This window comes from Streptomyces sp. NPDC045678 (assembly GCF_056432085.1).
The window spans coordinates 148140-169547 of record NZ_JBWKJS010000010.1; the positions used below are offsets into that span (position 1 = coordinate 148140).

Consider the following 21408-nt stretch of genomic DNA (forward strand, 5'->3'; position numbering starts at 1 on the left):
CTGGCTCCTCGGCCGGTTCAGGCGCCTCGGCCGGTTCAGGTCCTCAGGAAGCGCTCAGGAACGGCGGCATAGGGTGGGAGGTCCGCGCCGTATTTACTGGATATGTGATATTTGCACCGTGAAGATCCTGGTCATCGAAGACGAGCACGCACTCGCCGACACCCTGCGCCGGGCCATCTCCTCGGACGGCCACTGGGTGGACGTCGCCCATGACGGGCACACCGGACTGGAGCTGGCGCTGACCGGCGGCTACGACGTGATCGTGCTGGATCTGATGCTGCCGGGACTCAGCGGTCTGGAGGTCTGCCGCAGGCTGCGCACCCACGACGAGCACGCCCTCGTCCTGATCCTCACCGCCAAGGACAGCGAGTACGACGAGGCCGACGGTCTCGACGCGGGCGCGGACGACTACCTGACCAAGCCGTTCTCCCTCGTCGTACTCCTCGCCAGGCTGCGCGCCCTCGGCCGCCGCGCCGGACGCGAGCGCCCCGCGACCCTCCAGGTCGGCGACCTCACCCTCGACGTCGTCGCACGGCTCTGCAAGCGAGGCGAGCAGACGGTCGAGCTGACCGCGCGGGAGGTCGAGGTGCTCGGCTGCCTGCTGGCCGCGGACGGCGGCACGGTCTCCAAGCAGGACATCCTCGACGAGGTGTGGGACTCGCCGTCCGACCTCGACCCCAACATCGTCGAGGTGTACGTCAGCTCGCTGCGCAAGAAGGTCGACGCGCCCTTCGGCAGGCACACCATCCGCACCGTGCGGGGCATCGGCTACCGGCTGGCTCCCGATGCCCCCTGACAGGGCCGACGACGCGCGCGCAGGCGTCGGAAACCGCGGACCCCGTAGGGGCCGTGGTCTGCGCCCCCGCATGCCCCGCACGCTCCGGGGCCGGGCCACCGCCGCGGCCGTCCTCATCATGGTCGTGGCCCTCTCCATCGGCGGCGGCTGGTTGTACGTCACCCTGCGCGGCAACCTGGTCGACAACGCGGGCGCCCGCACCGAACTCGCCGCCCGCCAGGCCGCCGCGGACGTCGCGGCCAAGCAGGGGCGCCCGCACGGCGACCTGCCGGAGCCCGACGGCGGTGTGGACGCCGTGCTCGTCCTCGACGACCACGGGCGGCCGCTCGCCAGCACCGCCCCGCACCCCGCCGCCCGCGCCGCCGTCCTCGCGGCGTTCCGTCCCGGACGGGGGGAGGACTCGGCGGTACGTGACTTCGCCGCCGCCCCCGCGCTGGCCAGCCACACCAGCGTCGTCGCGGTCGTCCGCACCCCTTCGCCGAGCGGTGACGGCGACCTCTACGTCTACGCGCTGACCGTCCTCGACGCCGTGGCCGACGCCGAGCGGGCCCTCGGCGTCACGGTCCTCGTCGGCGGCCCGCTGGTCGTCCTGCTCACCGGACTCATCGCCTGGTCGGTGACCGGCGCCGCGCTGCGGCCCGTCGAGTCCATGCGCAGAGAGCTCGTCGCCGTCTCCGCGGACCGGCTCAGCCGCCGGGTGCCCGCGCCGGGCGGCCAGGACGAGATCACCAGGCTCGCCGAGACCGTCAACGACACGCTGCAACGCCTCGAGCACTCCGTCACCCGGCAGCGTCAGTTCGTCGCCGACGCCTCGCACGAGCTGCGCAACCCCATCGCCGCGGCCCGCGCCGAACTCGAACTCGCCCTCCTCAACAAGCCGGACCCCGACACGGCGGCCTCTCTCGGACAGGCACTCGACTCGACCGTACGGCTGGAGCGGATCGCCGCCGACCTCCTGCTCCTCGCCCGGCTCGACGCACAGCAGCCGCCGAACGTGGAGCTCGTCGACCTGTCGCTGCTCGCGGCCGAGCTGATCGCCCGCCGGCGTTCGGCGCGGGTTCCGCTGCTCCTCGTACCGGCCGACGACCCGGTTCTCGTACGCGCCGACCCCGGACAGCTGGAGCGGCTGCTCGCGAACCTCCTGGACAACGCCCAGCGGTTCGCCGACTCCGAGGTGCGCGTCAGCACGGCGACGGACCGCGCCGACGGCACGGCCCTGCTCGAAGTGGCCGACGACGGGCCCGGCATCCCGCCCGAGGCGACGGAAGAGGTCTTCAACCGGTTCACGCGGCTGGAGGCGGACCGCAACCGGGCCAGCGGCGGCACGGGTCTCGGGCTCGCCATCGCCCGCGAGATCGCCCGCGCCCACGGCGGGAGCCTGCGGGTGGAGCCGGGCGGGCGCGGCGCACGCCTGGCACTCCGACTCCCGGCGGCGGATTCGCCACCCCGCTCCTGAAGCCCCCTTCCTGAGGGTTCCTTCGCAGTTTTCTCGAGGACTCCTTCCTGAAGCCCCCTTCCGTTTCCTCAGGATCCGCTCAGGAACGGGCGTTCAGGATCGTCCTCATGTCTCAGCACCGAGCCGTCAGCCCCCGCTCCCGACGACATCGTGCGCGCCGCAGGGCGCGGATCGGCCGCACGCTGCTGGCCCTCACCGGTGTCCTGGTGCTCTGCGGCGGCGCCGCGGCCTGGTACCTGTACCGCGAGATCGACAGCATCGGCTCCTCCGCCGCTCTCGGCGCCGACGCACCCAAGTCGAAGGACGGCTCGACGAACATCCTGCTCATGGGCCTCGACACGCGGAAGGACCAGAACGGGGAGGACCTCCCCGATGACGTGCTGAAGAAACTGCACGCCGGGAGCTCCGAGATCGGCGGCTACAACGCCAACACGCTGATCCTGCTGCACGTCCCGGCCGACGGCGGCAAGGCCAAGGGTTTCTCCATCCCGCGCGACGACCTCGTCGACATACCGGGGTACGGCAAGGACAAGATCAAGAAGGCGTACGGACTCGCGAAGGCGGCGGAGGAGGACAGGCTGCGCCGCGAGGGCGTCACGGACGCTCACAAGCTGGAGCACGAGGGCCGGGAGGCGGGCCGGCAGTCCCAGATCCGGACCGTGCGCGACTTCCTGGGCGTCCCCATCGACCACTTCGCCGAGGTCAGCCTCTCCGGCTTCTACCACCTCGCCGACGCGCTCGACGGCGTCGAGGTGTGCCTCAACCACCCGGTCAGGGACCGCTACTCGGGCGCCGACTTCCCGGCGGGCAAGCAGGAACTCGACGGGCAGCAGGCGCTCGCCTTCGTACGCCAGCGTCACGGCCTGCGGCGGGGCGATCTGGACCGCACCCGCCGCCAGCAGGCGTTCCTCGCCTCCGCGCTGCACCAGGTGAACAGCGTCGGGACCCTCACCAACCCCGCGCGCCTGCTCGACCTGAAGAACGTCGCCACGGACAACGTCGTCCTCGACGAGGGCTGGGGCGTCTTCTCCTTCGTCCGACAGGCCAAGAACCTCACCGGTGGCAAGGTGGAGTTCACCACCCTGCCGGTGGAGAGCTTCGCCAAGCACAACGGCGAGGACGTGAACATCGTCGACCGCGACCTGGTGCGCAGAAGGGTGCAGGAAGCCGAGAAGCAGACCGGTGACAAGGGCGGGAAGAAGTCCGGCGACACCTCCGAGGGCCATTCCGAGGGCCATTCCGGGGGCCAGTCCGAGGACCGCTCCCCGAAGGTCGCGGGAGGCGGTGTGCCGTGCGTGGACTGAACGCCCGCGACGCCGGCCCCCGCGCCCTCGACGCCCGCCGCACCGAGGCGCTGCTGCTCGCCCTCGCCCTCGCCGTCGTCGTCTACGGCTACGCGTCCGCCGGCCTCGCCATGACCGGCGGCCTGCCCGCCCGGCTCACCCACTTCGCGGTCTCCCAGCTCTGCCTGGCCACCGCCGCCCACCTGGCCGTCCGTAGATTCGCGCCCCACGCCGACCCGCTGATCCTGCCGCTCGCCTTCCTCGTCACCGGCCTCGGCCTGGTCCTGGTCCAACGCCTGGACCCCGCCTATGCCGCGCGTTTCCACTCGGCCCCCGCGAGCGGCGGACAGCTCGTGTGGACCGTCCTCGCGGTGGCCGCCACGATCGTCGTGCTGTGGGCGCTGCGGGACTACCGGCAGTTGCAGCGCTATCTCTACGTCACCATGGCGGCCTCCATGGCCCTGCTGATGGCGCCCGCGTTCTTCCCCGGGGACACCTACGGCGCCAAGCGCTGGGTCTACCTCGGCCCGCTCTCGTTCCAGCCGGGCGAGTTCGCGAAGATCAGCATCGTGGTGTTCTTCGCGGGCTTCCTGGTGCTCAACCGCGACGCCCTGTCCTGCACCGGCCGCCGCATGTTCGGCATGACGCTGCCGTACGGCCGGCAGATCGGGCCGATCGCCGCGGTGTGGCTCCTGAGCCTGCTGGTGCTGGTCTTCGAACGTGACCTGGGTACGTCACTGCTGTTCTTCGGCGTGTTCGTCGCCATGCTCTACATCGCGACCGAACGCACCAACTGGGTGGCGTGCGGGGTCGCCATGACCCTGGTGGGCGCCGTCACGGTCGGCGCCACCGAACCGCACGTCAAGGGCCGCGTCATGGCCTGGCTGCACCCCTTCGACATCTACCTGCCGGCCGACCGGCGCCCGCCGGGCCTGATCTCGGACCAGGCCGCGCAGGCGCTGTTCAGCTTCGGCAGCGGCGGCGTCACGGGCAGCGGCCTGGGACAGGGGCACCCGGAACTCATCGGTTTCGCCGGGCGCAGCGACTTCATCCTCACCACCGTCGGCGAAGAGCTCGGCCTCGCCGGAGTGATGGCGGTGGTGCTGCTCTACACCCTGCTCGTCGCGCGCGGCTTCCGCACGGCCATCATCTGCGGCAACCCGTTCGGGAAGCTGCTCGCCGCGGGCCTGTCCCTGGTGATCGCGTTTCAGGTGTTCATCATCGTGGCGGGAGTGACCGGCCTGATGCCGTTCACCGGCAAGGCGCTGCCGTTCCTCGCCCAGGGCGGTTCGTCGATGGTCGCCAACTGGCTGATCATCGCCCTCCTCCTGGCCATCAGCAACCAGGCCCGCAGGGACCTGTACGAGGCCCACCGGCCAGACCCGGGCGCGGACCATTCCGAGCCCGTCGACGCCGGGTTCGAACACCGGGGAGGTTCCCGCCGGGGCTTCGGGATCGCTCCAGATCGTGCGTCGGATCCGGAACCGTCCCCACACGGCCCCGGACCCGAACGGTCGCGGTGCGGCTACTTGCCCGACCGCGCCACCTGCACGTCGGCCGCCCGCACGTAGCCGACCCGGTGCCCGTACTGGATCACGTAGTACATGTCCTTGCCGCGCACCACCTTGTGCGGTGCGGTGTCGAACGTCGGGGAGTAGAAGTACTCGCCCGGCACCTTGTCACCGACGACGTACTTCTGACCCGCGAGGATCCTGTAAGGCAGCGGCGAGACGGTCTGCACCGGCACACCGGCCGGGTAGGCCTCCTTCTCGGGGTACGCGCGCCCGTACACCGGGACCTCGCTCGCCCCGGCCTTCGGCGTCACCACGAGGCCCTTCGCGTCGACCGCGGTGGGCTGCTTCTTCGGGTTCTTGAACCAGGCCTTCTGGCCGAGGTACCAGACGGCCGTCCAGTCGCCCCTGCGCTCGGCGACCGCGTACTGCTGGCCGGTGGAGAGCCGCGCGCCCGTGTCGTTCACGTCGATCGTGGAGTCCTGGCCGCCGGGGCGCTTGCCGATGTCCTTGATCAGCGGCGCGTCGTCACGCGGCTCGGTGTGGACGCGCACCGCGGCCGAACCGTGCGGCACGCACTTCTCGCCGGGCTTGACGCAACCCGTGTACTCGGGCCGGTTCTTGGAGTACTGGGGCGCCACCGTCACCACTCCGCCGCCCGCACCGGCCGTGCGGTGGAACGGCTTGCCGAGCAGCGTGAAGTAGTGCTGCCAGTCCCAGTACGGCCCCGGGTCCGTGTGCATGCCCGGGATCGACGACGTCACGGTGCCCTGGACGTTGTCGTGGCCGAGGATGTGCTGCCGGTCCAGCGGGATGTCGTACTTCTTCGCGAGGTACTTCACCAGCCGCGCCGACGTGCGGTACATCGCCTCCGTGTACCAGGTGTCGGGAGCGGTGAGGAAACCTTCGTGCTCCAGGCCGATCGACTTGGCGTTCACGTACCAGTTGCCCGCGTGCCAGGCGACGTCCTTGGCCTTCACGTGCTGGGCGATGTGTCCGTCGGTGGAGCGCAGGGTGTACTGCCACGACACGTAGGTCGGGTCCTGCACCATCTTCAGGACGCCTTCCCACCTGCCCTCGGTGTCGTGGATGACGATCGTGTCGATGCTCTGGCTCTTCGGCCGGTTCGACAGGTCGTGGTTGCCGTAGTCCGGGTTGCCGTTGGGGTCCTTGAACTCCTCGTACGGCGCCGGGATCCACTCGCACGACACGGTCTTCGGGCACTCCGTCTCACCGGCGGCCGCCCTGCGCAGGCCCATGCGCTTCAGCTGCGCCTCGTCGGGCGAGAGGCCCGGCTCCGGCGCGAGCGTCACGCGCTGGCCCGCGTCCGTGGTGCGCCGCTCGCCGTCACGGATCACCGCGAACACGTCGTTGGCGTACGTGGCCGCGGTGGCCTCGTCGTCCGCTCCGGAGAAGCGGGCCACGGCGCCGTACCAGTCGGCGGGGTCGCTGCTCAGCGGCTTGCCGAGCGTGCGCTGGGCCGCCGCGAGCAGGGCCGCGCCACCCTCGACGTTCGCGGCGGGATCGGTGCGCAGCTCGTCGGCGGACCGGCCGCTCAGCTCGGCGGCGCGGGGCAGCGTCTTGAGGCGGGCGGGGAGTTCGGACTCCGCGGGCACCTCGGTCCTCGGCGGGGGCGCCGGGCGCGAGGTGTCGCCGCGCGGGTCCTCCGTGCCCTCGCTGTGGTGCGGGGCCGAGGCCAGTGCGGTGCGGGCGTCGGTGAGGTGCATGGGGCCGTAGCCCCCGGTGACGCTGGCCGCGCCGCCGTGGGCGTCCCACCGGGACTGCAGGTAGGACACGCCGAGCAGCACGCTCTGGGGCACGTGGTACTCGTCGGCGGCCGCGGCGAAGGCTCCCTGCAGCCGGTCCGGGGCGGCCTGTTGGGGTGCGCCGGACGACGGGGCCGCGCCGAGCAGCGGAACCAGCAGGCCGGCCGACGCGAGGGCGCCCGCCGTCCTGACGGTACGTCTGCGCGCGGACGGCGTACGGGCGGTGTCGGATCCTCGCAATGCAGCCTCCTGGGCCGGTGAAGCGTAACGGGGCGTGCGGGGCCGGGCGTGCGTCAGTGGTACCGGCTCTCCGACGATCCGTCAATCATGCCCAGGGGCCGGAATTTCGCATGTCAGCGCTGGTCCTGATGGGTCAAGGGCGAGGTACGGACAAGTTTTCGCGGACGGCGGCCCCACCGCCTGCGGCGCGTCAGTGGCGTGGACCAATGAGGCCCTGGTGAGATGCCGTGGTCACTCGGCTGTCCGTGCCCTCGCGTGTGCCATCGCGTCTCGGGGCTCCCCGATGTCCAGACATGGCCAGTCCGCGAGGTCCCGCAGCAGTTGCCGGTCGTGCGTCGCCACCACGACAGCGGCGCTCGTGACGCGGAGCGCGTCCGTCAACTCGTCGACGAGCGCGGACGACAGGTGGTTGGTCGGCTCGTCGAGCAGGATCGTCCCCGGCCGCCCGGACAGCGCCAACGCCAGATCGAGGCGCCGCCGCTGCCCCTGCGACATCCGCCCCACCGGTGTGCGCGACGCGTCGCGGTCCAGCAGACCGAGCGACCCGAGCGGGACCACGTCGGCGTCGCGGAGCACCCCTTCGGCCACGAGCCGCCCCACGTGACGTGCGTGCACCTCACGAGCGGTGAGAGCGGGATCCTGCCCGACGGTCTCCTGGGTCACCCGCACGACCCGGGCCCCGGCAGCCGTGGAGACGTACCCCTCCGTGGGCGTCAGCGAACCGTCGAGCACCGCGAGCAGCGTCGACTTCCCGGCACCGTTCGGCCCCGTCACGAGCACCCGGTCGCCGCCGTCGAGCGTGAGGTCGACGGGGCCGGCGAGGCGACCGTCGACCGCGACGCCGTGGGCACGCAGCTGCGCCGCACCCCGGCGGACACCCGGCTCCGGCCACCGGAGCACCGGCGGCGGCTCCGGCACGTCGATCCGGTGCGCCTCCAAGGCGTCCTGCTGCCGCTTCAGGGCCTGCACGACGCCCGGCGCGCGGGACTGCCGCTGGTGCTTTCCGGTGCCCTTGTCCGGACGCCACCCCGTCGAGAGCCGGTCGCGGGCCTTCGCCGTAGCGTCCCGCAGCCGCCGGTGCTCCTCCTGCTGCTCGGCGTGGTCCTGCTCCCAGCGCTCCCGCTCGCGGCGCCGGGCCACCTGCCAGGTGTCGTAACCGCCCGCGTACGAGCGGGTCCTCCCGTCGCGCGTCGGATCGAGGTCGAGGAACCGGTCCGCGACGTCGCGCAGCAGCGCCCGGTCGTGGCTGACGAGGGCCAGGCCACCGTCGTGTTCGCGCAGCCTGCGGGTCAGGAAGTCGAGCCCGTCGGCGTCGAGATGATTGGTCGGCTCGTCGAGCAGCAGGACGTCGTGCCGCGCACCGAGCAGACACGCGAGGCGTACGCGGTACCGCTGCCCGACCGACAGGCTCGCCAGCTCCCGCTCCCTGTCCGTACAGGCGCCGAGGGCCTCCAGGGCCACGTCGACGCGGCGTTCGGCGTCCCACGCGTCGAGCCGCGTGACGGCGTCGAGCGCGGCGGCGTAGCGGTCGTCGGCGGCGGGGTCGCCGTCGGCCATGGCGCGGGTCGCCTCGTCCAATGCGGCGAGCGCCGTGAGTGATGCGGCCAGCGCATCGGAGGTCAGGGTGCCGACGGTCTCGCCGTCCCGCGCGGGCAGCTCCTGTCGGGCGAGCCCGATGGTGCCGACGCGGTGCACGGCGCCCTCGTCGGGTGTGATCAGCCCGGCGAGGACGTGCAGCAACGTCGTCTTGCCCCGGCCGTTCTCGCCGACGACGGCGACGCGTGACCGGGCGGAGACGGTGACCGAGACGTCGTCGAGGACGCGCCGGGACCCGCGGGTGACGGTGACGCCCTCGACACGGATGTGGGCAGGACGGGTTTCGGCGAAGGGAAAAGGGGTGGGGTTCACGGGGTGCTCCGCAGCTCGCAGTGGAGCCGGGCAGCGTCGAGCGGCCGTCCGGCGGGAACCGGGACGGCGAGCGCTGATTCAGTGGGAGAAGGGCGCCGCCGTCAGCGGGCGGAGCGGACCTTCTGCGACCAGATACCTCGTGCCATGTGGATCAGGCCAACAGCGCGACCTGCCGCTCTTCCTGTGGTTTTTCCGGGGCCGGCTTTTCGGGCGCCGGGACGCTGCCGCGGCGCCGCCGTCATCTGATGTCCCCGGCCCACTCGAACCGGGCCCGACCGCCCGGCCGTGGGCGGTACGTCGACCGGCCGCCGGCACCGAACCGACCCAGCTCGGTCGGCAGAGCGACACCCGCGGAGACCTCCTCGCGCGTCCAGCCGGTGACGTCGAGCAGCAGCCCGTCCAACGGGCCGCCCACCAGCTCCACATAGGACTTTCCCGGGCGCGGGCCCGGGCGCTCGTGATCCTGGCCGTAGACCCGGCCGCGCAGCAGCTGCTCATCGTCGCTGTCCATGCGGACCAGCCTCCCAGCCACCACTGACAGTGGACTCCCGGCGACGCCTTTCGCAGATCCGCAATTTTTCTTGCAGGAGCGAAATGGTGCTGCGGATGCTGACGACATGGATGCCACCGAAAACACCACTGACAGCACCACTGCCGGCACCACTCAGAGCACGCCCGACGACACCACTGAGAGCGCCCAGCAGTTCTGGGAGCGTCACTACCGCACCCGCCGCGACTGGGGCACCCGCGTCAACCCGCTGCTCGCCGAGACCGTCGCACCGCTTCTCCCCGGTACCGCCCTGGACCTGGGCTCCGGTGCAGGAGGCGACGCCGTCTGGCTGGCGCAGCAGGGCTGGCACGTCACGGCCGTGGACATTTCCGGTACGGCCGTCGAGCGGCTGCGGGAACGCGCGCGTCACCTCGGTGTCGCCGAGCGGATCACCGCGCAACAGCACGATCTCGGCGGAGGGTTCCCCGCAGGCCGGTTCGACCTCGTCTCCGCCCAGTACTTCCACACCCCGTTCCCACTGCTGCGCACCCGCGTCCTGCGTGCCGCCGCCCGGTCCCTGCGCCCCGGCGGACTCCTCCTGATCGTCGATCACGGCTCCACGGCGCCCTGGTCCTGGAACCAGGATCCCGCCGTCCACTACCCGACTCCGCAAGAGGTGGCCGCCGACCTGGGGCTCGACCCGACGTGCCAGCCGGTCCTGCGGGCGGAGACGGTCCGCCGCCGGGCCACGGGCCCCGCGGGCGAGACCGCCACCGTCGTCGACAACGTCCTCCTCATCCAGTCCACCGCCGGACTCCTCCGGCCCCTCACCGAAACGGAGGGATGACCTCCATGCCGACGCATACCGCCGACGAAAAGGAGACTCTCCTGAACGTCCTCGACCAGCTGCGGCGCTCGATCGCGGACAAGGCCGACGGCGTGCCGGAACCGCAGGTCCGCACGGCCGGGGTCCCGTCGGGCACGAGCCTGCTCGGACTGCTGAAGCACCTGGCGTCCGTCGAGCGGTTCTACTTCCTCGGCGAGGAGCCCGCCGACTGGCAGGCGACCCTGAAACCGTCCACCGAGGACACGGCCGACAGCGTGCGCGCCGAGTACCGGAAGACCGTCGAGCGGGCGAACGAGATCATCGACGCCTGCCCGGATCTGGCCCTCCCCGCCCCGCGAGCCCGTCGCCGAGGGCCGGTGCCGTCGATGCGGTGGGTCCTCGTGCACATGATCGAGGAGACCGCCCGGCACGCCGGGCACGCGGACATTGTGCGCGAGCGGATCGACGGGTCCACCGGCCGCTGAGAGGCCGGTGGAGAGGCGGGCGAAGATGGACGCATGACAGGGGAGAGCGAAACAGCGGATACGGCCGAGGCGACGGACATCGCGCTGGGCAAACAGGACCTCCGCGAGGTCACCGCGTTCGCCGCGGCCCGCGCGGAGGAGGTGCTCGCGGTCTTCGAGGCCGACCGGCCGGACGACGAGCGTCCCCGGGCAGCGATCGACGCGGCGTGGGAGTTCGCCAGGGGCGGCGAGCGCGGCAAGCGCCTCCGCGACACCGCCTGGGCGGCGCTGAAGGCGGCCAAGGAAGCGGACACCGCGGCCGCACAAGAGGCGGCGCGGGCGGCGATGGCCGCGGCGGGAGCCGCTTTTCTGCACCCGCTGGCCAAGGCCGCCCAGGTCAAACACATCCTGGGAGCGGCCGCCCACGCGGCGCGTGCGGCCGAACTCGTGGTGGGTGACGACCGGACAGTCGGAGCCGAGCGCGTCGAGCGGGCGTCGCGCAGGGCGACACGCGCCGTCGTCGACGTACTCGAACGCTATCCGGCGGCGCCGTCCGGCGGCGGACGGGTGGGCGAACTGACCCGTGAGCTGGACGCGCTTCTGCGCCCTTGAGTTGAGCCTCTGCCCCGACACGAGCCGGCGCGGGCACGAAAAAGCCCCGGCTGGACGGGGGAGACCAGCCGGGGCCGTTGGGTGTGACCGGCGGAGGGCGGTCGCCTCTCGGCGAAAGGCTCCATGGGGCTTCAGCCGAACGATCTTCCCCATGGGCTATAGGTGAGGCCCGGGGACACTGTCCCCTCCGCAGCCACACCTACAAGAACGACGCGTTCCTGCCTGTTGTTCCGGACCACTGCCACGTATGGGGTGAAGTGGACCACACGCCCGCCCGACCTGCTCCGACCCCCTCCGCCTACGCTGCTCTCATGCGCCTCCGCCTCACCGACCCCCGCACCACGACCTGGGAACAGGACCACGCCACGTACCGGATCCACTTCTGGGACGTACCGGCCAAGACCTCGCACGAGTACGAGGTCTTGGAAGAGGTCGACGTCGACGAACTCCTCACCTGGGCGGGGGAGTACGCGGCGGAGCGGGACTGGACGTACACGATCTACGTCGTGGCCGCCGACGCCTCCGGCCCCGGCCTCATCCGGCTCGCGGGCGCATCGGGCGATCCCTTCGATTGATGTAGTCACCCGCGATTTTTGTGCGGCCCCGGTGAAAGCGGTCGACAGCGTGTGTCACCGCAAGCGACCATGGTGTGACGCAAGGTGAGAGCCGCGTGCCGAGCGGCTGCTCCACTAGGGAGTGCTCTGTGGAACCGTCCGAAGCGCCCATCGCCCTGGACCGCGACGTGTTCATGCGGAGCCTCATTCGTGAGCTGGCACGGGTCCTGGAGGACGTCGTCGGCCTGGAGGAAGCCGCCGGATACGTGAGCCTCGTCAGTCAGACCATCGGCGTCGACCTCAACCGCCAGTACGCCCACGCGCTCTCCGTCGACCGGCTCGACCGCGGGCAGGTCGCGCAGGTCATGGTCGACTTCAAGAGGCGTGTCGGCGGGGACTTCTACGTTGTGGAGGAGAGCGACCAGCGCATCGTGCTGGGCAACCGGGTCTGCCCGTTCGGCGAGAAGGTCGTGGGTCGCCCCTCGATGTGCATGATGACGTCGAACGTGTTCGGCACCATCGCCGCCGAGAACCTCGGATACGCCCGCGTGGAACTGGAGAAGACCATCGCGCGCTGGGACGTCGGCTGCCGCGTCGTCGTCCACCTCCGCCCACCGTCCGAGACCGAGGCGAGTACGGGGCGTGAGTACTACGGCGATCTGGCGTGATCCGCGACGAGGCGCTCGGCCTCTTCCGGAAAATCACCGCCCTGCACACGGAACCCGTCCTGCTCGTCGCAGCCGACAGCCAGGTCCTCACGGCCAACCCGGCGGCCGTCCGGCTGCTCCCGGGCGTCGAGGACGACGTCCCGCTGAGCGCCCTCGTCTCCGAATCCGCCGACGACGTCGGCCGGTTCGTCCGGCAGTGGCTGCGCACCGGCCACCCGACACCGGCGGGCCTCACCCTCCACGGCTACGACGGCGCACGGCTGCGGTGCCGCTGCTTCGGCGCCCGGGCCCAGTGGCTGCCCGCCCCGACCGTCCACCTCCGCGCCGTCCGCATCGACCCCGGCGACCGCTTCCTCATCCTCAAGGAGCGCGTCAACGCGCTGGAACGCGAGCGCATCCTCCGCTTCCGCGCGACCGAGGACCGCGCCGCGCTCAACGCGTCCCTGTCGACCGTCCGCACCCGCCTCGACCGCCTGCACGCGCTGATCGTGTCGCTCGCCGCGGCGTCCACACCGGAGGCCGTCGCGGAGCTCGTCACCCGACACGTCCCGACGGTCCTCGGCTGCGCCCGGGCCGACCTGTACCTCGCGGACTCGACACCCACGAACACGAACCTCCGCATCCCCGTCCCGCCGCACGCCACCCTCGCCCTCACCGCGGACTCGCCACCCGCACCGGAGCATGTGGAGTCGGTGACCGCCCTGATCGGTGGCGCGCTGGGACGGTTCTGAAGGCGCCGTCAGACGAACCGGCGCACGAACGCGAGCGCCACGTCAGCGACCTCCCGCCACCTGCTGTCGAGCGTCAACGCATGGTCCCGTCCGTGCAGCTCGACGATCTCCGTGACGCCCGGGTTGCGCTTCTGCCGCTTGTACGCCCCGCTGGCGAGCGCCCAGGGGATCGCGTTGTCCTTGCCGCCGGAGATGACGAGCAGCGGGCCGCGCTGCGGATTGCGGCAGTCCACCTTCACCTCCGTGCGGGGGTTGAAGTTGGCGAGCGCCGCCTGCATGGGCGGGGCGCACGGCGCGGGCACGGCGTACCGCTCGTAGATGGAGCGGGCCTCCTCCTCGCTGACGGCGTTGGCATAGGCGTAGCGGAACTGCTCGTACGTCAGAGGCTTTGCGCGCTTGCGGTCGGCGGGGTTCACGATCATCGGGATCAGCGAGCGCACCGTGGACAGAGGCATCGCGAGGACACCGCGGAACGGCGCGGGGTTGATCGCCACCGACGCCACCGAGAGGCCGCGGCCCGCGAGGATCTGCGTCAGCAGCCCGCCGACGGAGTGCCCGATCACCACGGGTTTGCGCTCCAACGTGCCGATGAGCCCCGCCAGATGATCGGCGACCTGCCCGACCGTCCGGCCCGCGATGGTCTCGGGGTACTGCCTCGCCTCGGTCGTCGTCGCCGCTTCGCCGGGCCACGTGAGGGCGACCGGGGCGAACCCCGCGGCCTCGTAGTGCGGGAGCCAGTGGTCCCAGCTGCCGGCCAGCATCCACAGACCGTGCACGAACACGGCCGGTGTGCGGTCGGAGGAATTGGCCCGGTCGATCTGCTCTGCGTCGGTTGCGGACATACCCAGACGCTACGGTCACCGGTGCCGTGCGGTAAGGGGAATGCGACGGTGTTGGCCGATACTGCCGCCCACGCTTCCGGATCGCGCCGTCACCGGCGGGGCGAGCGCGTCCCGGGGCGGCGTGGCGCGATCGCCGACGGCCTCGCTCCGCGCGTCAGCGCACCGCGCCCGACAGGACACGGTCCACCTGCCGCGGCGACAGCGCGTGCTCGACCGCGAGAATCCCCGCGCCGATCGCCGCCGCGTTCTCCCCGGTACGGCTCGGCTCGATGCGCAGCACGTGCGTGGCCAGCGGATGCGAGCGGCGGTAGACGGCCTCCCGGACGCCCGCGAGGAGCTGGTCGTGGACGGCGGCGAGGGCACCGCCGACGACCACCGTGTCCGGATTGAAGAAGTTCACCAGGCCCGCGAGGACCTCGCCGACCGCCCGGCCCGCCTCACGGACCATGCGCACGGCGTCGCGGTTGCCGGACTTGACCAGACGTACGACATCGCTGCCCGACGCGGCCTCCAGACCGAGCGCCGACAGCCTGCGGGCGAGCGCCGCGCCGCCCGCGACCGCCTCCAGGCAGCCCGTGTTGCCGCACCGGCAGGGATCCTCCACGTCACCGACCCGGATGTGCCCGATGTCGCCCGCGCTGCCCTGCGCGCCCCGGTGCAGCCGGCCATCGGCGACGATGCCGCAGCCGATGCCCGTGCCCACCTTGATGTAGAGCAGATAGCGGGTGTCCGGAAACGCGCGGCGCTGCTCGGCCAGCGCCATCACGTTCACGTCGTTGTCGACGAGGGCGCGCGGGCCGAAGCGGTCGGCGAAGAACTCGGGGATGGGGAACTGGTGCCACCCCGGCATGATCGGCGGATCCACCGGCCGGCCCGTGGAGAACTCGACGGGCCCCGGTACGCCGACACCGATCGACTTGAGGCCCCCCGCGTCCCGCCCCGACTCCTTGAGCAGGGTGCGCAGCGTCCGCTCCACGTGGCCGAGAACCGCCTGCGGTCCGTCCGCGATGGACAGCGGGTCCTCGCGCAGCGCCAGCGTCTCGCCGCCGATGTCCATGAGCGCCACCCTGCAGTGCGAGGCACCCAGATCCACGCCCGCCACCGCGTGTTCGCGGGTGCGCAGCCGGAGCCTGCGCGGCGGCCGGCCCCCCGTCGAGCCGCCGTCGGACTCCTCCGCGAGGAAGCCGTGCGCGATCAGCGCGTCCACGCGCTGCGAGACCGTCGACCGCGCGAGGCCCGTCAGCCGGGCGATGTCCGCACGCGTCTCCGCGGCACCGGTGCGCAGCAGGGCGAGCACCTCGCCGGGCGAGGACGGCACGGCTGCGGGGAGATGATCCGGCGCTCCAGACATGCCGCAACCTTAGGGACGACTTCCGCTGCTCACAAGGCCGATGCTGTTCGATCGCCGACCTAAGGCACCGTCAGAAGCCGTACAGACAGACGTGCTTGAGCCCTTGACAGGTCAAAGCTCGCTCACCACATTGCTCTGCAGACCGCTGCCGAAGGAGCCGAGGGTGCAGGCGATGCAGGCAAGCCAGATGAACCGCACGTTGCTGACGATGCACGGCGTCTCCAAGAGCTTTCTCGGGGTGCGCGTGCTGCACGGGGTCTCACTCGACCTGGCCGCGGGCGAGGTGCACGCGCTCGTCGGCGAGAACGGCGCGGGAAAGTCGACCCTGATGAAGATCCTCGCCGGTGAACACGTACCGGACGAGGGCACGATCACGCTCGACGGCACGGAACACGCCTTCACGCATCCCGCGCAGGCGCAGACCGCCGGAATCGGCATCATCCACCAGGAGTTCGCGCTCCTCGAACACCGCACCGTCGCCGAGAACGTCTTCCTCGGCCGCGAGCCCACGCGCCGCGGCCTCGTCGACCGCCGCACGATGGAGACCCGCACCGCCGCGCTGCTGGACGAGGTCGGCGTGCCGGGCATCACCCCGCGCACGTACGTCCGCGACCTGTCCGTCGCCCGCCGGCAGACCGTCGAGATCGTCAAGGCGCTCGCCTCCGAGGTGCGCGTGCTGGTCATGGACGAGCCGACCGCGCCCCTCGCCGACCACGAAGCGGGTCTCCTGCACGCGCTCGTACGCCGCCTCGCGGACCGCGGACTCGGCATCCTGTACATCTCGCACCGTCTGCGCGAGGTCTTCGACCTGTCGCAGCGCGTCACCGTCCTCAAGGACGGCCGCCACGTGACGACCGTGCCCACCGCGCGGACCGACACCGACCAGGTCGTACGCGCCATGGTCGGCCGGGAGCTGAGCGCCTACTACCCGCCCCGCGCCCGCCCCGAAGACATCGGCGACGTCCGCCTGAGCGTGCGCGGCGGCGGCAACAGCCGCCTGACGGACATCGACCTCACCCTGCGCGCGGGCGAGGTCACCGGCATCGCGGGACTGCAGGGATCCGGCCGCACCTCCCTGGCCCGCGCCCTCTTCGGCGCCGCACCCTTCACCGAAGGCACCATGACCGTCGACGGCACCGACCTGCGCCCCACGTCGCCGCGCCGGGCCATCCGCGCCGACATCGCCCTGGTCACCGAGGACCGCAAGGCCGAAGGCCTCGCCCTGCGCCAGTCCGTGCGTGACAACGCCCTCCTCGTCACCCGCGCCGTCGCCGACCGGAACCGGCCGCCCGCCGCCCGCGAACTGACCGCGCTCCTGGAACGCGTCCGGCTGCACGCACGCGGCGAGGACCAGCAGACCCAGTACCTCTCCGGCGGCAACCAGCAGAAGGTCGTCATCGCCAAATGGCTCGCCGCACGGCCCCGCGTGCTGCTCTTCGACGAGCCGACCCGCGGCGTCGACGTCGGCGCCAAGGCCGCCATCCACACCCTCGTCCGCGACCTCGCCCGCGAAGGCCTCGCCGTCCTCCTCGTCTCCTCCGAACTGCCCGAACTCATCGGCATGAGCGACCGGATCCTCGTCATGGCCGAGGGCCGCATCGCAGGCGAACTCCCGCCCGGCGCCGCCGAGGAGGACGTCATGCACCTCGCCACCGGACACCCCGCGGCGCACCCGGCGCCCGGACCGCCCGCACCGACCCACGGCCCGACCCCGCCCGCGCCCGGCAGACCCGCAGAGGAAGGAGCCGCATGACCGGCACCGCCGTCGCGCCACCGACCACCGCGAAACCGAGCGCCCCGCCCCGCCGCGGCCGACTCACCGACCCGGCCGTCGGCATCTGGCTCGCCGCCGCCGCCGTCACCGCACTCGGCTGGATCGTCGTCGCCGCCCGCGGCGGTGACTTCCTCACCCTCGCCAACGCCGTCGGCATCCTGCAGAACTGCGTCGCCCTCGGCCTCGTCGCCGTCGGGCAGACCGCCGTCATCCTCACCGGCTCCCTCGACCTGTCGGTGGCCTACCTCATCAGCCTCGGCACGCTCGTCGCCGCCACCACCATGGAGGACGGCGGCGTCGTCACCGCCGTGCTCGCCGTGCTCGCGCTGTCGGCGGCCGTCGGCCTCGCCAACGGCCTCATCGTCACCGGACTCAAGGTCAACGCCTTCATCGCCACCCTCGGCACCGCGTTCATCCTGCGCGGCTGGATCGAGGACAACTACACCGGCCCCGCCGGCAGGGTCACCGTCTCCTTCCAGCACCTCGGCTACGACCGCATCGGCCCCTTCCCCGTCTCCCTCTTCCTGCTCCTCGCCGTCGCCGCCGCACTCTGGCTGATCACGCGCCGCACCCGCTTCGGCCACCACCTGTACGCCACCGGCGGCGACGAACACGCGGCCCGCCTCTCCGGCGTCCGCACCCGTCGCACCGTCATCGCCGCGCACGTCCTGTGCTCGCTGTGCGTGGGCGCCGCCGCACTGTTCCTCGCCGCACGCCTCGGCTCCGGCGCCCCCTGGGCCGGCACGGAGGCCCGCTACGACCTGGAGTCGATCGCCGCCGTCGTCCTCGGCGGCACCGCGCTCGCGGGCGGCCGCGGGGGAGTGGTCGGCACGCTGGGCGGTGTCCTCGTGCTGGCCGTCCTCGACTCCGTCTTCAACCAGCTCGGCGTCGACCCGTTCTTCAAGAACGTCGTCCGCGGCGTCGTCATCATCGCCGCCGTCGCCCTCTACGCCCGGCGCGGCAGCGGGAGGCCCGCATGACCACGGCCACGGCAACCGGCGCGACGTACAAGCGCGTGGTCCGCTCCCTGGGCACCGGCGCTCCGGTCTACGCGCTCCTCGCGGTGCTGCTCGTCCTCCTCGCGGTCACCGACATCGGCTTCTACGAACCCGACCGCTTCCTCGCCTTCGTCAAACGGGCGGCGCCCCTGGTGATCCTCGCGGCGGGCCAGTACCTGGTCATCGTCTGCGGCGAGTTCGACCTGTCCGTGGGGGCGATCGTGACCGCCGGGGTCGTCGCGGCCGCCGAGGTCTACGGCTCGTTCCCGGGCGCGCCGTGGCTTCTCATCGCCGCCGGACTGCTGCTCGCGGGAGCCCTCGCCGGACTGGTGAACGGCCTGATCACCACCTGGCTGCGCGTCCCCTCGTTCATCACCACGCTCGGCATGATGCTGATCCTCGAAGGAGCCGTCTTCTACTGGACGGGCGGCTCGCCGCACGGCCGACTCCCGCAGGACTTCCGGCAACCGGGGCGCGGCACCGCGATGGGCTGGCTGCCCTGGGCCGTCGTCGTCTGCCTGGCCGCGGGCGCCCTCGCGGTCCTCCTCATGCGCTCCGACTTCGGGCGGACGCTCGTCGCGACCGGCGACAGCGAACGCACCGCCGCCCTGTCGGGCGTACGCGTGCACCGGGCCCGCGTCATCGCCTTCGTCCTCTCCGGGGCGGCCGCCGCGCTCGCCGCCGTCCTCGTCGGCGGTTTCTCCGGCGTGTCCGCGCAGGCCGGGCGGGGGTACGAGTTCGAGGCGATCACCGCCGTGGTCCTCGGCGGCGTCGTGCTCGGCGGCGGCCGCGGCAGCGTCGTCGCCGCGATGGCCGGCGCCTTCTCTTTGCAGGCCCTGTTCACCCTGCTCAATCTGCGGGGCGTGTCCGGCGCCCTGGAGTCCACCGTCCAGGGCGTCATCGTCATCGCCGCCGTCGGCATCGGGGCCGCCGACTGGTCCCGGCTGCGCCGTCGTCGTACTCATCCCTCGGGAGGGACACCCTCATGAACCCCCGCACGGTCCGTGGACGCGCGCTCGCGTCGGCCGCCGTCCTGCTGTCGGGCGCCCTGCTCGCCGCGTGCTCCAGCGACACCCCGCTCGACGCGCCGGCCGCCGCGAGCGGAAACTCGGAGACGGGTGACGACAAGCCGTCCAAGTTCTTCCAACGGTCCGAGTACAAGAGACAGTTGGCACTCGCCCGCGAGACCCCGAGGGGCCCGGCGGGCAGACCCTGGGAGCAGATGCTCGAACCGCAGATGACCAGCACCGCCCAGTACGAGAAGAAGGGCTCGGGCGGCGTCCACCTCTGCTTCTCCAACGCGGGAGTGTTCAACCCCTGGCGGCAGGTCGGCCTCAAGACCATGAAGGCCGAGGTGAAACTGCACGACAACATCTCCGACTTCACCGTCCTGGACGCGCAGGGCAAGGACGACAAGCAGATCTCCGACATCCAGGAACTCGCCGGGAACAAGGACTGCGACGCCCTCATCGTCTCCCCGAACACCACCGCCACCCTCACCCCCGCCGTGAAGGAGGCCTGCGACAAGCTGCCCGTCATCGTCTTCGACCGCGGCGTCGAGACGGACTGCGCGGTCACCTTCGTCAACCCGATCGGCGGATACGGCTACGGCGCGGTCGCCGCAGACTTCCTCGTCGACAAGGTTGAGCCCAAGGGCAAGATCCTCGCCCTGCGGATCTCGCCGGGCGTCGACGTCCTGGAGACCCGCTGGTCGGCGGCGAAACTCGCCTTCGACAAGAGTGAACTCGACGTCGCCGACGTAAAGTTCACCGACGGTGACCCCGCCAAGACCAAGTCCGTCGTCGCCGACGCCATCTCCCGGCACGGTTCCATCGACGGCGTGTGGATGGACTCCGGCGCCACCGCCGTCGCCGCCGTCGAGGCGTTCGAGGACGCGGGCGTCGACGTACCGCCCATCACCGGCGAGGACCAGCAGGACTTCCTGGAGGCCTGGAAGGAGAAGAAGCTCACCGCGATCGCCCCCACCTACCCGACCTTCCAGTGGCGTACGCCCGTCATCGCGGCCCTGCGCGTCCTGGACGGCAAGCCGGTCCCCAAGGAGTGGAAGCTGCCACAGCCCACCGTCACGCAGGCCAACCTCGACGAGTACCTCAGCGACGGCATGCCCCCGCTGCACTACGCCATGTGCGGCTGCCGGAAACTGCCCGGCTACCCCGAGGACTGGGGAGGCAAGAAGTGACACCGACGGACGGACCCCAACCACCGGCCTCCCTCTGGAAGTTGGGCGCCAACCCCTGGATCTGGCACTCGCCCGTGACCACCGACGCCCTCGCCGAGACCCTGCCCCGCCTCGCCGACTGGGGCTTCGACTGCGCGGAACTCCCACTGGAGAGCCCGGACGACTGGAACCCGTCAGCCGTCACCAAGGTCCTCGATGCCACGGGCATCTCCCCGGCCGCCATCGTCGCGGTGATGTCCGAAGGACGCAACCTCGTCCGTGCCGACCCGGTCACCGCGCGCACCACCCAGGACTACCTGCGCCGCTGCGTCGACGCGGCGCACGCGGTCGGCGCCCCCGTGGTGGCCGGACCCGTGTACGCGCCCGTCGGCCGCACCTGGCGCATGGACCCCACCGCGCGCGCGGCCGCCTACGAGGAATGGCGGGCCAACATCGCCCCCGTCGTCGCCCACGCGGCCCGCGCCGGAGTCCGCATCGCCGTCGAGCCCCTCAACCGGTACGAGACGAGTCTGCTCAACACCGTCGCCCAGACCCTCGACGCCCTCGAAGGCCTCCCCGAGGACACCATCGGCATCGCCCTGGACACGTACCACCAGAACATCGAGGAGCACTCCCTGCCCGAGGCCGTGGCCGTCGCGGCGGGGCGCATCGCCCACGTCCAGGTGTGCGCCAACGACCGCGGCGCGCCCGGCGCCGACCACCTCGACTGGCCCGGCTTCCTGTCGGCGCTGCGGGCGGCGGAGTACCGGGGCGCTCTGTGCATCGAGTCGTTCACCGCCCACAACGACGCCATCGCGGTCGCCGCCTCCGTCTGGCGGCCGCTGGCCCGCAGCCAGGACACGCTCGCCACGGACGGCCTCCGCTTCCTGCGCCGCACCCTCGCGGCCCTCTGAACCCTCCGAGTCTTCCGGCATCCGGCATCCGGCATCCCCGTCCCG

General features: G+C 71.9%; 20 protein-coding genes. 15 read left to right on the forward strand and 5 right to left on the reverse strand.

The genetic code is table 11. The features are described from left to right. Positions 1-118 precede the first annotated feature (118 nt). The 4 genes from AC07DO_RS31765 (at position 119) to AC07DO_RS31780 (ending at position 5106) form a co-directional block, all read left to right on the forward strand. Complete coding sequence (locus AC07DO_RS31765) at positions 119-796, forward strand: response regulator transcription factor (RefSeq protein WP_479064489.1); 678 nt, start codon at positions 119-121, stop codon at positions 794-796. A 70-nt stretch (positions 797-866) separates the two neighbouring features. After that, positions 867-2252, forward strand: a complete 1386-nt coding sequence (locus AC07DO_RS31770) for a sensor histidine kinase (RefSeq protein ID WP_479064491.1) — start codon at positions 867-869, stop codon at positions 2250-2252. Between the two features lie 107 nt (positions 2253-2359). Continuing rightward, positions 2360-3556, forward strand: coding sequence for an LCP family protein (locus AC07DO_RS31775; RefSeq protein WP_479064493.1), 1197 nt, complete (start codon positions 2360-2362; stop codon positions 3554-3556). After that, positions 3544-5106, forward strand: a complete 1563-nt coding sequence (locus tag AC07DO_RS31780) for an FtsW/RodA/SpoVE family cell cycle protein (protein ID WP_479064495.1) — start codon at positions 3544-3546, stop codon at positions 5104-5106. The genes AC07DO_RS31775 and AC07DO_RS31780 overlap by 13 nt, the downstream gene beginning before the upstream one ends. Here AC07DO_RS31780 and AC07DO_RS31785 read toward each other — a convergent pair. The 3 genes from AC07DO_RS31785 to AC07DO_RS31795 form a co-directional block, all read right to left on the reverse strand. Continuing rightward, positions 5061-7052 carry an N-acetylmuramoyl-L-alanine amidase gene (locus AC07DO_RS31785; RefSeq protein WP_479064497.1) on the reverse strand — a complete coding sequence of 664 codons (1992 nt, stop codon included), beginning with the start codon at positions 7050-7052 and terminating at the stop codon, positions 5061-5063. The two genes, AC07DO_RS31780 and AC07DO_RS31785, sit on opposite strands and share 46 nt — an antisense overlap. 231 nt (positions 7053-7283) lie before the next feature. Next, positions 7284-8960, reverse strand: a complete 1677-nt coding sequence (locus tag AC07DO_RS31790; RefSeq protein WP_479064499.1) for an ABC-F family ATP-binding cassette domain-containing protein — start codon at positions 8958-8960, stop codon at positions 7284-7286. A 238-nt stretch (positions 8961-9198) separates the two neighbouring features. Then, a complete protein-coding gene (locus tag AC07DO_RS31795; RefSeq protein ID WP_479064501.1) occupies positions 9199-9471 on the reverse strand; it encodes a hypothetical protein in 273 nt (90 codons plus the stop codon). 106 nt (positions 9472-9577) lie between these two features. Between AC07DO_RS31795 and AC07DO_RS31800 the strand changes: the two genes are divergently transcribed. The 6 genes from AC07DO_RS31800 (at position 9578) to AC07DO_RS31825 (ending at position 13305) form a co-directional block, all read left to right on the forward strand. After that, positions 9578-10297 carry a class I SAM-dependent methyltransferase gene (locus AC07DO_RS31800; RefSeq protein WP_479064503.1) on the forward strand — a complete coding sequence of 240 codons (720 nt, stop codon included), beginning with the start codon at positions 9578-9580 and terminating at the stop codon, positions 10295-10297. A gap of 5 nt (positions 10298-10302) precedes the next feature. Further along, complete coding sequence (locus AC07DO_RS31805; protein ID WP_479064505.1) at positions 10303-10761, forward strand: DinB family protein; 459 nt, start codon at positions 10303-10305, stop codon at positions 10759-10761. 33 nt (positions 10762-10794) lie between these two features. Beyond that, positions 10795-11352, forward strand: coding sequence for a putative immunity protein (locus AC07DO_RS31810; RefSeq protein ID WP_479064507.1), 558 nt, complete (start codon positions 10795-10797; stop codon positions 11350-11352). A 311-nt stretch (positions 11353-11663) separates the two neighbouring features. Further along, entirely contained in the window at positions 11664-11927 is a 264-nt protein-coding gene (locus AC07DO_RS31815; protein ID WP_479064509.1) for a hypothetical protein, read from the forward strand. Between the two features lie 128 nt (positions 11928-12055). Next, positions 12056-12574 carry a methanogen output domain 1-containing protein gene (locus AC07DO_RS31820; protein ID WP_479064511.1) on the forward strand — a complete coding sequence of 173 codons (519 nt, stop codon included), beginning with the start codon at positions 12056-12058 and terminating at the stop codon, positions 12572-12574. Then, positions 12571-13305 (forward strand): hypothetical protein, encoded by a 735-nt coding sequence (locus tag AC07DO_RS31825; RefSeq protein ID WP_479064513.1) that lies wholly within the window; start codon positions 12571-12573, stop codon positions 13303-13305. The genes AC07DO_RS31820 and AC07DO_RS31825 overlap by 4 nt, the downstream gene beginning before the upstream one ends. 8 nt (positions 13306-13313) lie before the next feature. Here AC07DO_RS31825 and AC07DO_RS31830 read toward each other — a convergent pair whose 3' ends face one another. Next, positions 13314-14147, reverse strand: coding sequence for an alpha/beta hydrolase (locus AC07DO_RS31830; RefSeq protein WP_479064515.1), 834 nt, complete (start codon positions 14145-14147; stop codon positions 13314-13316). Positions 14148-14301: 154 nt separating this feature from the next. Beyond that, entirely contained in the window at positions 14302-15498 is a 1197-nt protein-coding gene (locus AC07DO_RS31835; RefSeq protein WP_479064517.1) for an ROK family protein, read from the reverse strand. 199 nt (positions 15499-15697) lie between these two features. Between AC07DO_RS31835 and AC07DO_RS31840 the strand changes: the two genes are divergently transcribed. The 5 genes from AC07DO_RS31840 to AC07DO_RS31860 are packed head-to-tail and all read left to right on the forward strand — an operon-like array spanning position 15698 to position 21363. Beyond that, positions 15698-17251: a sugar ABC transporter ATP-binding protein gene (locus tag AC07DO_RS31840; protein WP_479064894.1), complete on the forward strand. Its 1554-nt coding sequence runs from the start codon at positions 15698-15700 to the stop codon at positions 17249-17251. After that, the gene (locus AC07DO_RS31845) at positions 17248-18252 is read left to right on the forward strand and encodes an ABC transporter permease (protein ID WP_479064519.1); all 1005 of its coding nucleotides are present in this window, start codon (positions 17248-17250) and stop codon (positions 18250-18252) included. The genes AC07DO_RS31840 and AC07DO_RS31845 overlap by 4 nt, the downstream gene beginning before the upstream one ends. Then, a complete protein-coding gene (locus AC07DO_RS31850) occupies positions 18249-19259 on the forward strand; it encodes an ABC transporter permease (protein WP_479064521.1) in 1011 nt (336 codons plus the stop codon). Before AC07DO_RS31845 ends, AC07DO_RS31850 begins: the two co-directional genes overlap by 4 nt. Beyond that, entirely contained in the window at positions 19256-20470 is a 1215-nt protein-coding gene (locus AC07DO_RS31855; RefSeq protein ID WP_479064523.1) for a substrate-binding domain-containing protein, read from the forward strand. Before AC07DO_RS31850 ends, AC07DO_RS31855 begins: the two co-directional genes overlap by 4 nt. Then, a complete protein-coding gene (locus AC07DO_RS31860; protein ID WP_479064525.1) occupies positions 20467-21363 on the forward strand; it encodes a sugar phosphate isomerase/epimerase family protein in 897 nt (298 codons plus the stop codon). The genes AC07DO_RS31855 and AC07DO_RS31860 overlap by 4 nt, the downstream gene beginning before the upstream one ends. The last annotated feature ends 45 nt before the right edge of the window (positions 21364-21408 follow it).

Coding starts and splice junctions, on each gene's coding strand:
- AC07DO_RS31795 (WP_479064501.1), bottom strand. CDS start 9,471: ATGGACAGCGACGATGAGCAGCTGCTGCGCGGCCGGGTCTACGGCCAG.
- AC07DO_RS31835 (WP_479064517.1), bottom strand. CDS start 15,498: ATGTCTGGAGCGCCGGATCATCTCCCCGCAGCCGTGCCGTCCTCGCCC.
- AC07DO_RS31830 (WP_479064515.1), bottom strand. CDS start 14,147: ATGTCCGCAACCGACGCAGAGCAGATCGACCGGGCCAATTCCTCCGAC.
- AC07DO_RS31855 (WP_479064523.1), top strand. CDS start 19,256: ATGAACCCCCGCACGGTCCGTGGACGCGCGCTCGCGTCGGCCGCCGTC.
- AC07DO_RS31800 (WP_479064503.1), top strand. CDS start 9,578: ATGGATGCCACCGAAAACACCACTGACAGCACCACTGCCGGCACCACT.
- AC07DO_RS31805 (WP_479064505.1), top strand. CDS start 10,303: ATGCCGACGCATACCGCCGACGAAAAGGAGACTCTCCTGAACGTCCTC.
- AC07DO_RS31815 (WP_479064509.1), top strand. CDS start 11,664: ATGCGCCTCCGCCTCACCGACCCCCGCACCACGACCTGGGAACAGGAC.
- AC07DO_RS31845 (WP_479064519.1), top strand. CDS start 17,248: ATGACCGGCACCGCCGTCGCGCCACCGACCACCGCGAAACCGAGCGCC.
- AC07DO_RS31850 (WP_479064521.1), top strand. CDS start 18,249: ATGACCACGGCCACGGCAACCGGCGCGACGTACAAGCGCGTGGTCCGC.
- AC07DO_RS31770 (WP_479064491.1), top strand. CDS start 867: ATGCCCCGCACGCTCCGGGGCCGGGCCACCGCCGCGGCCGTCCTCATC.
- AC07DO_RS31810 (WP_479064507.1), top strand. CDS start 10,795: ATGACAGGGGAGAGCGAAACAGCGGATACGGCCGAGGCGACGGACATC.
- AC07DO_RS31775 (WP_479064493.1), top strand. CDS start 2,360: ATGTCTCAGCACCGAGCCGTCAGCCCCCGCTCCCGACGACATCGTGCG.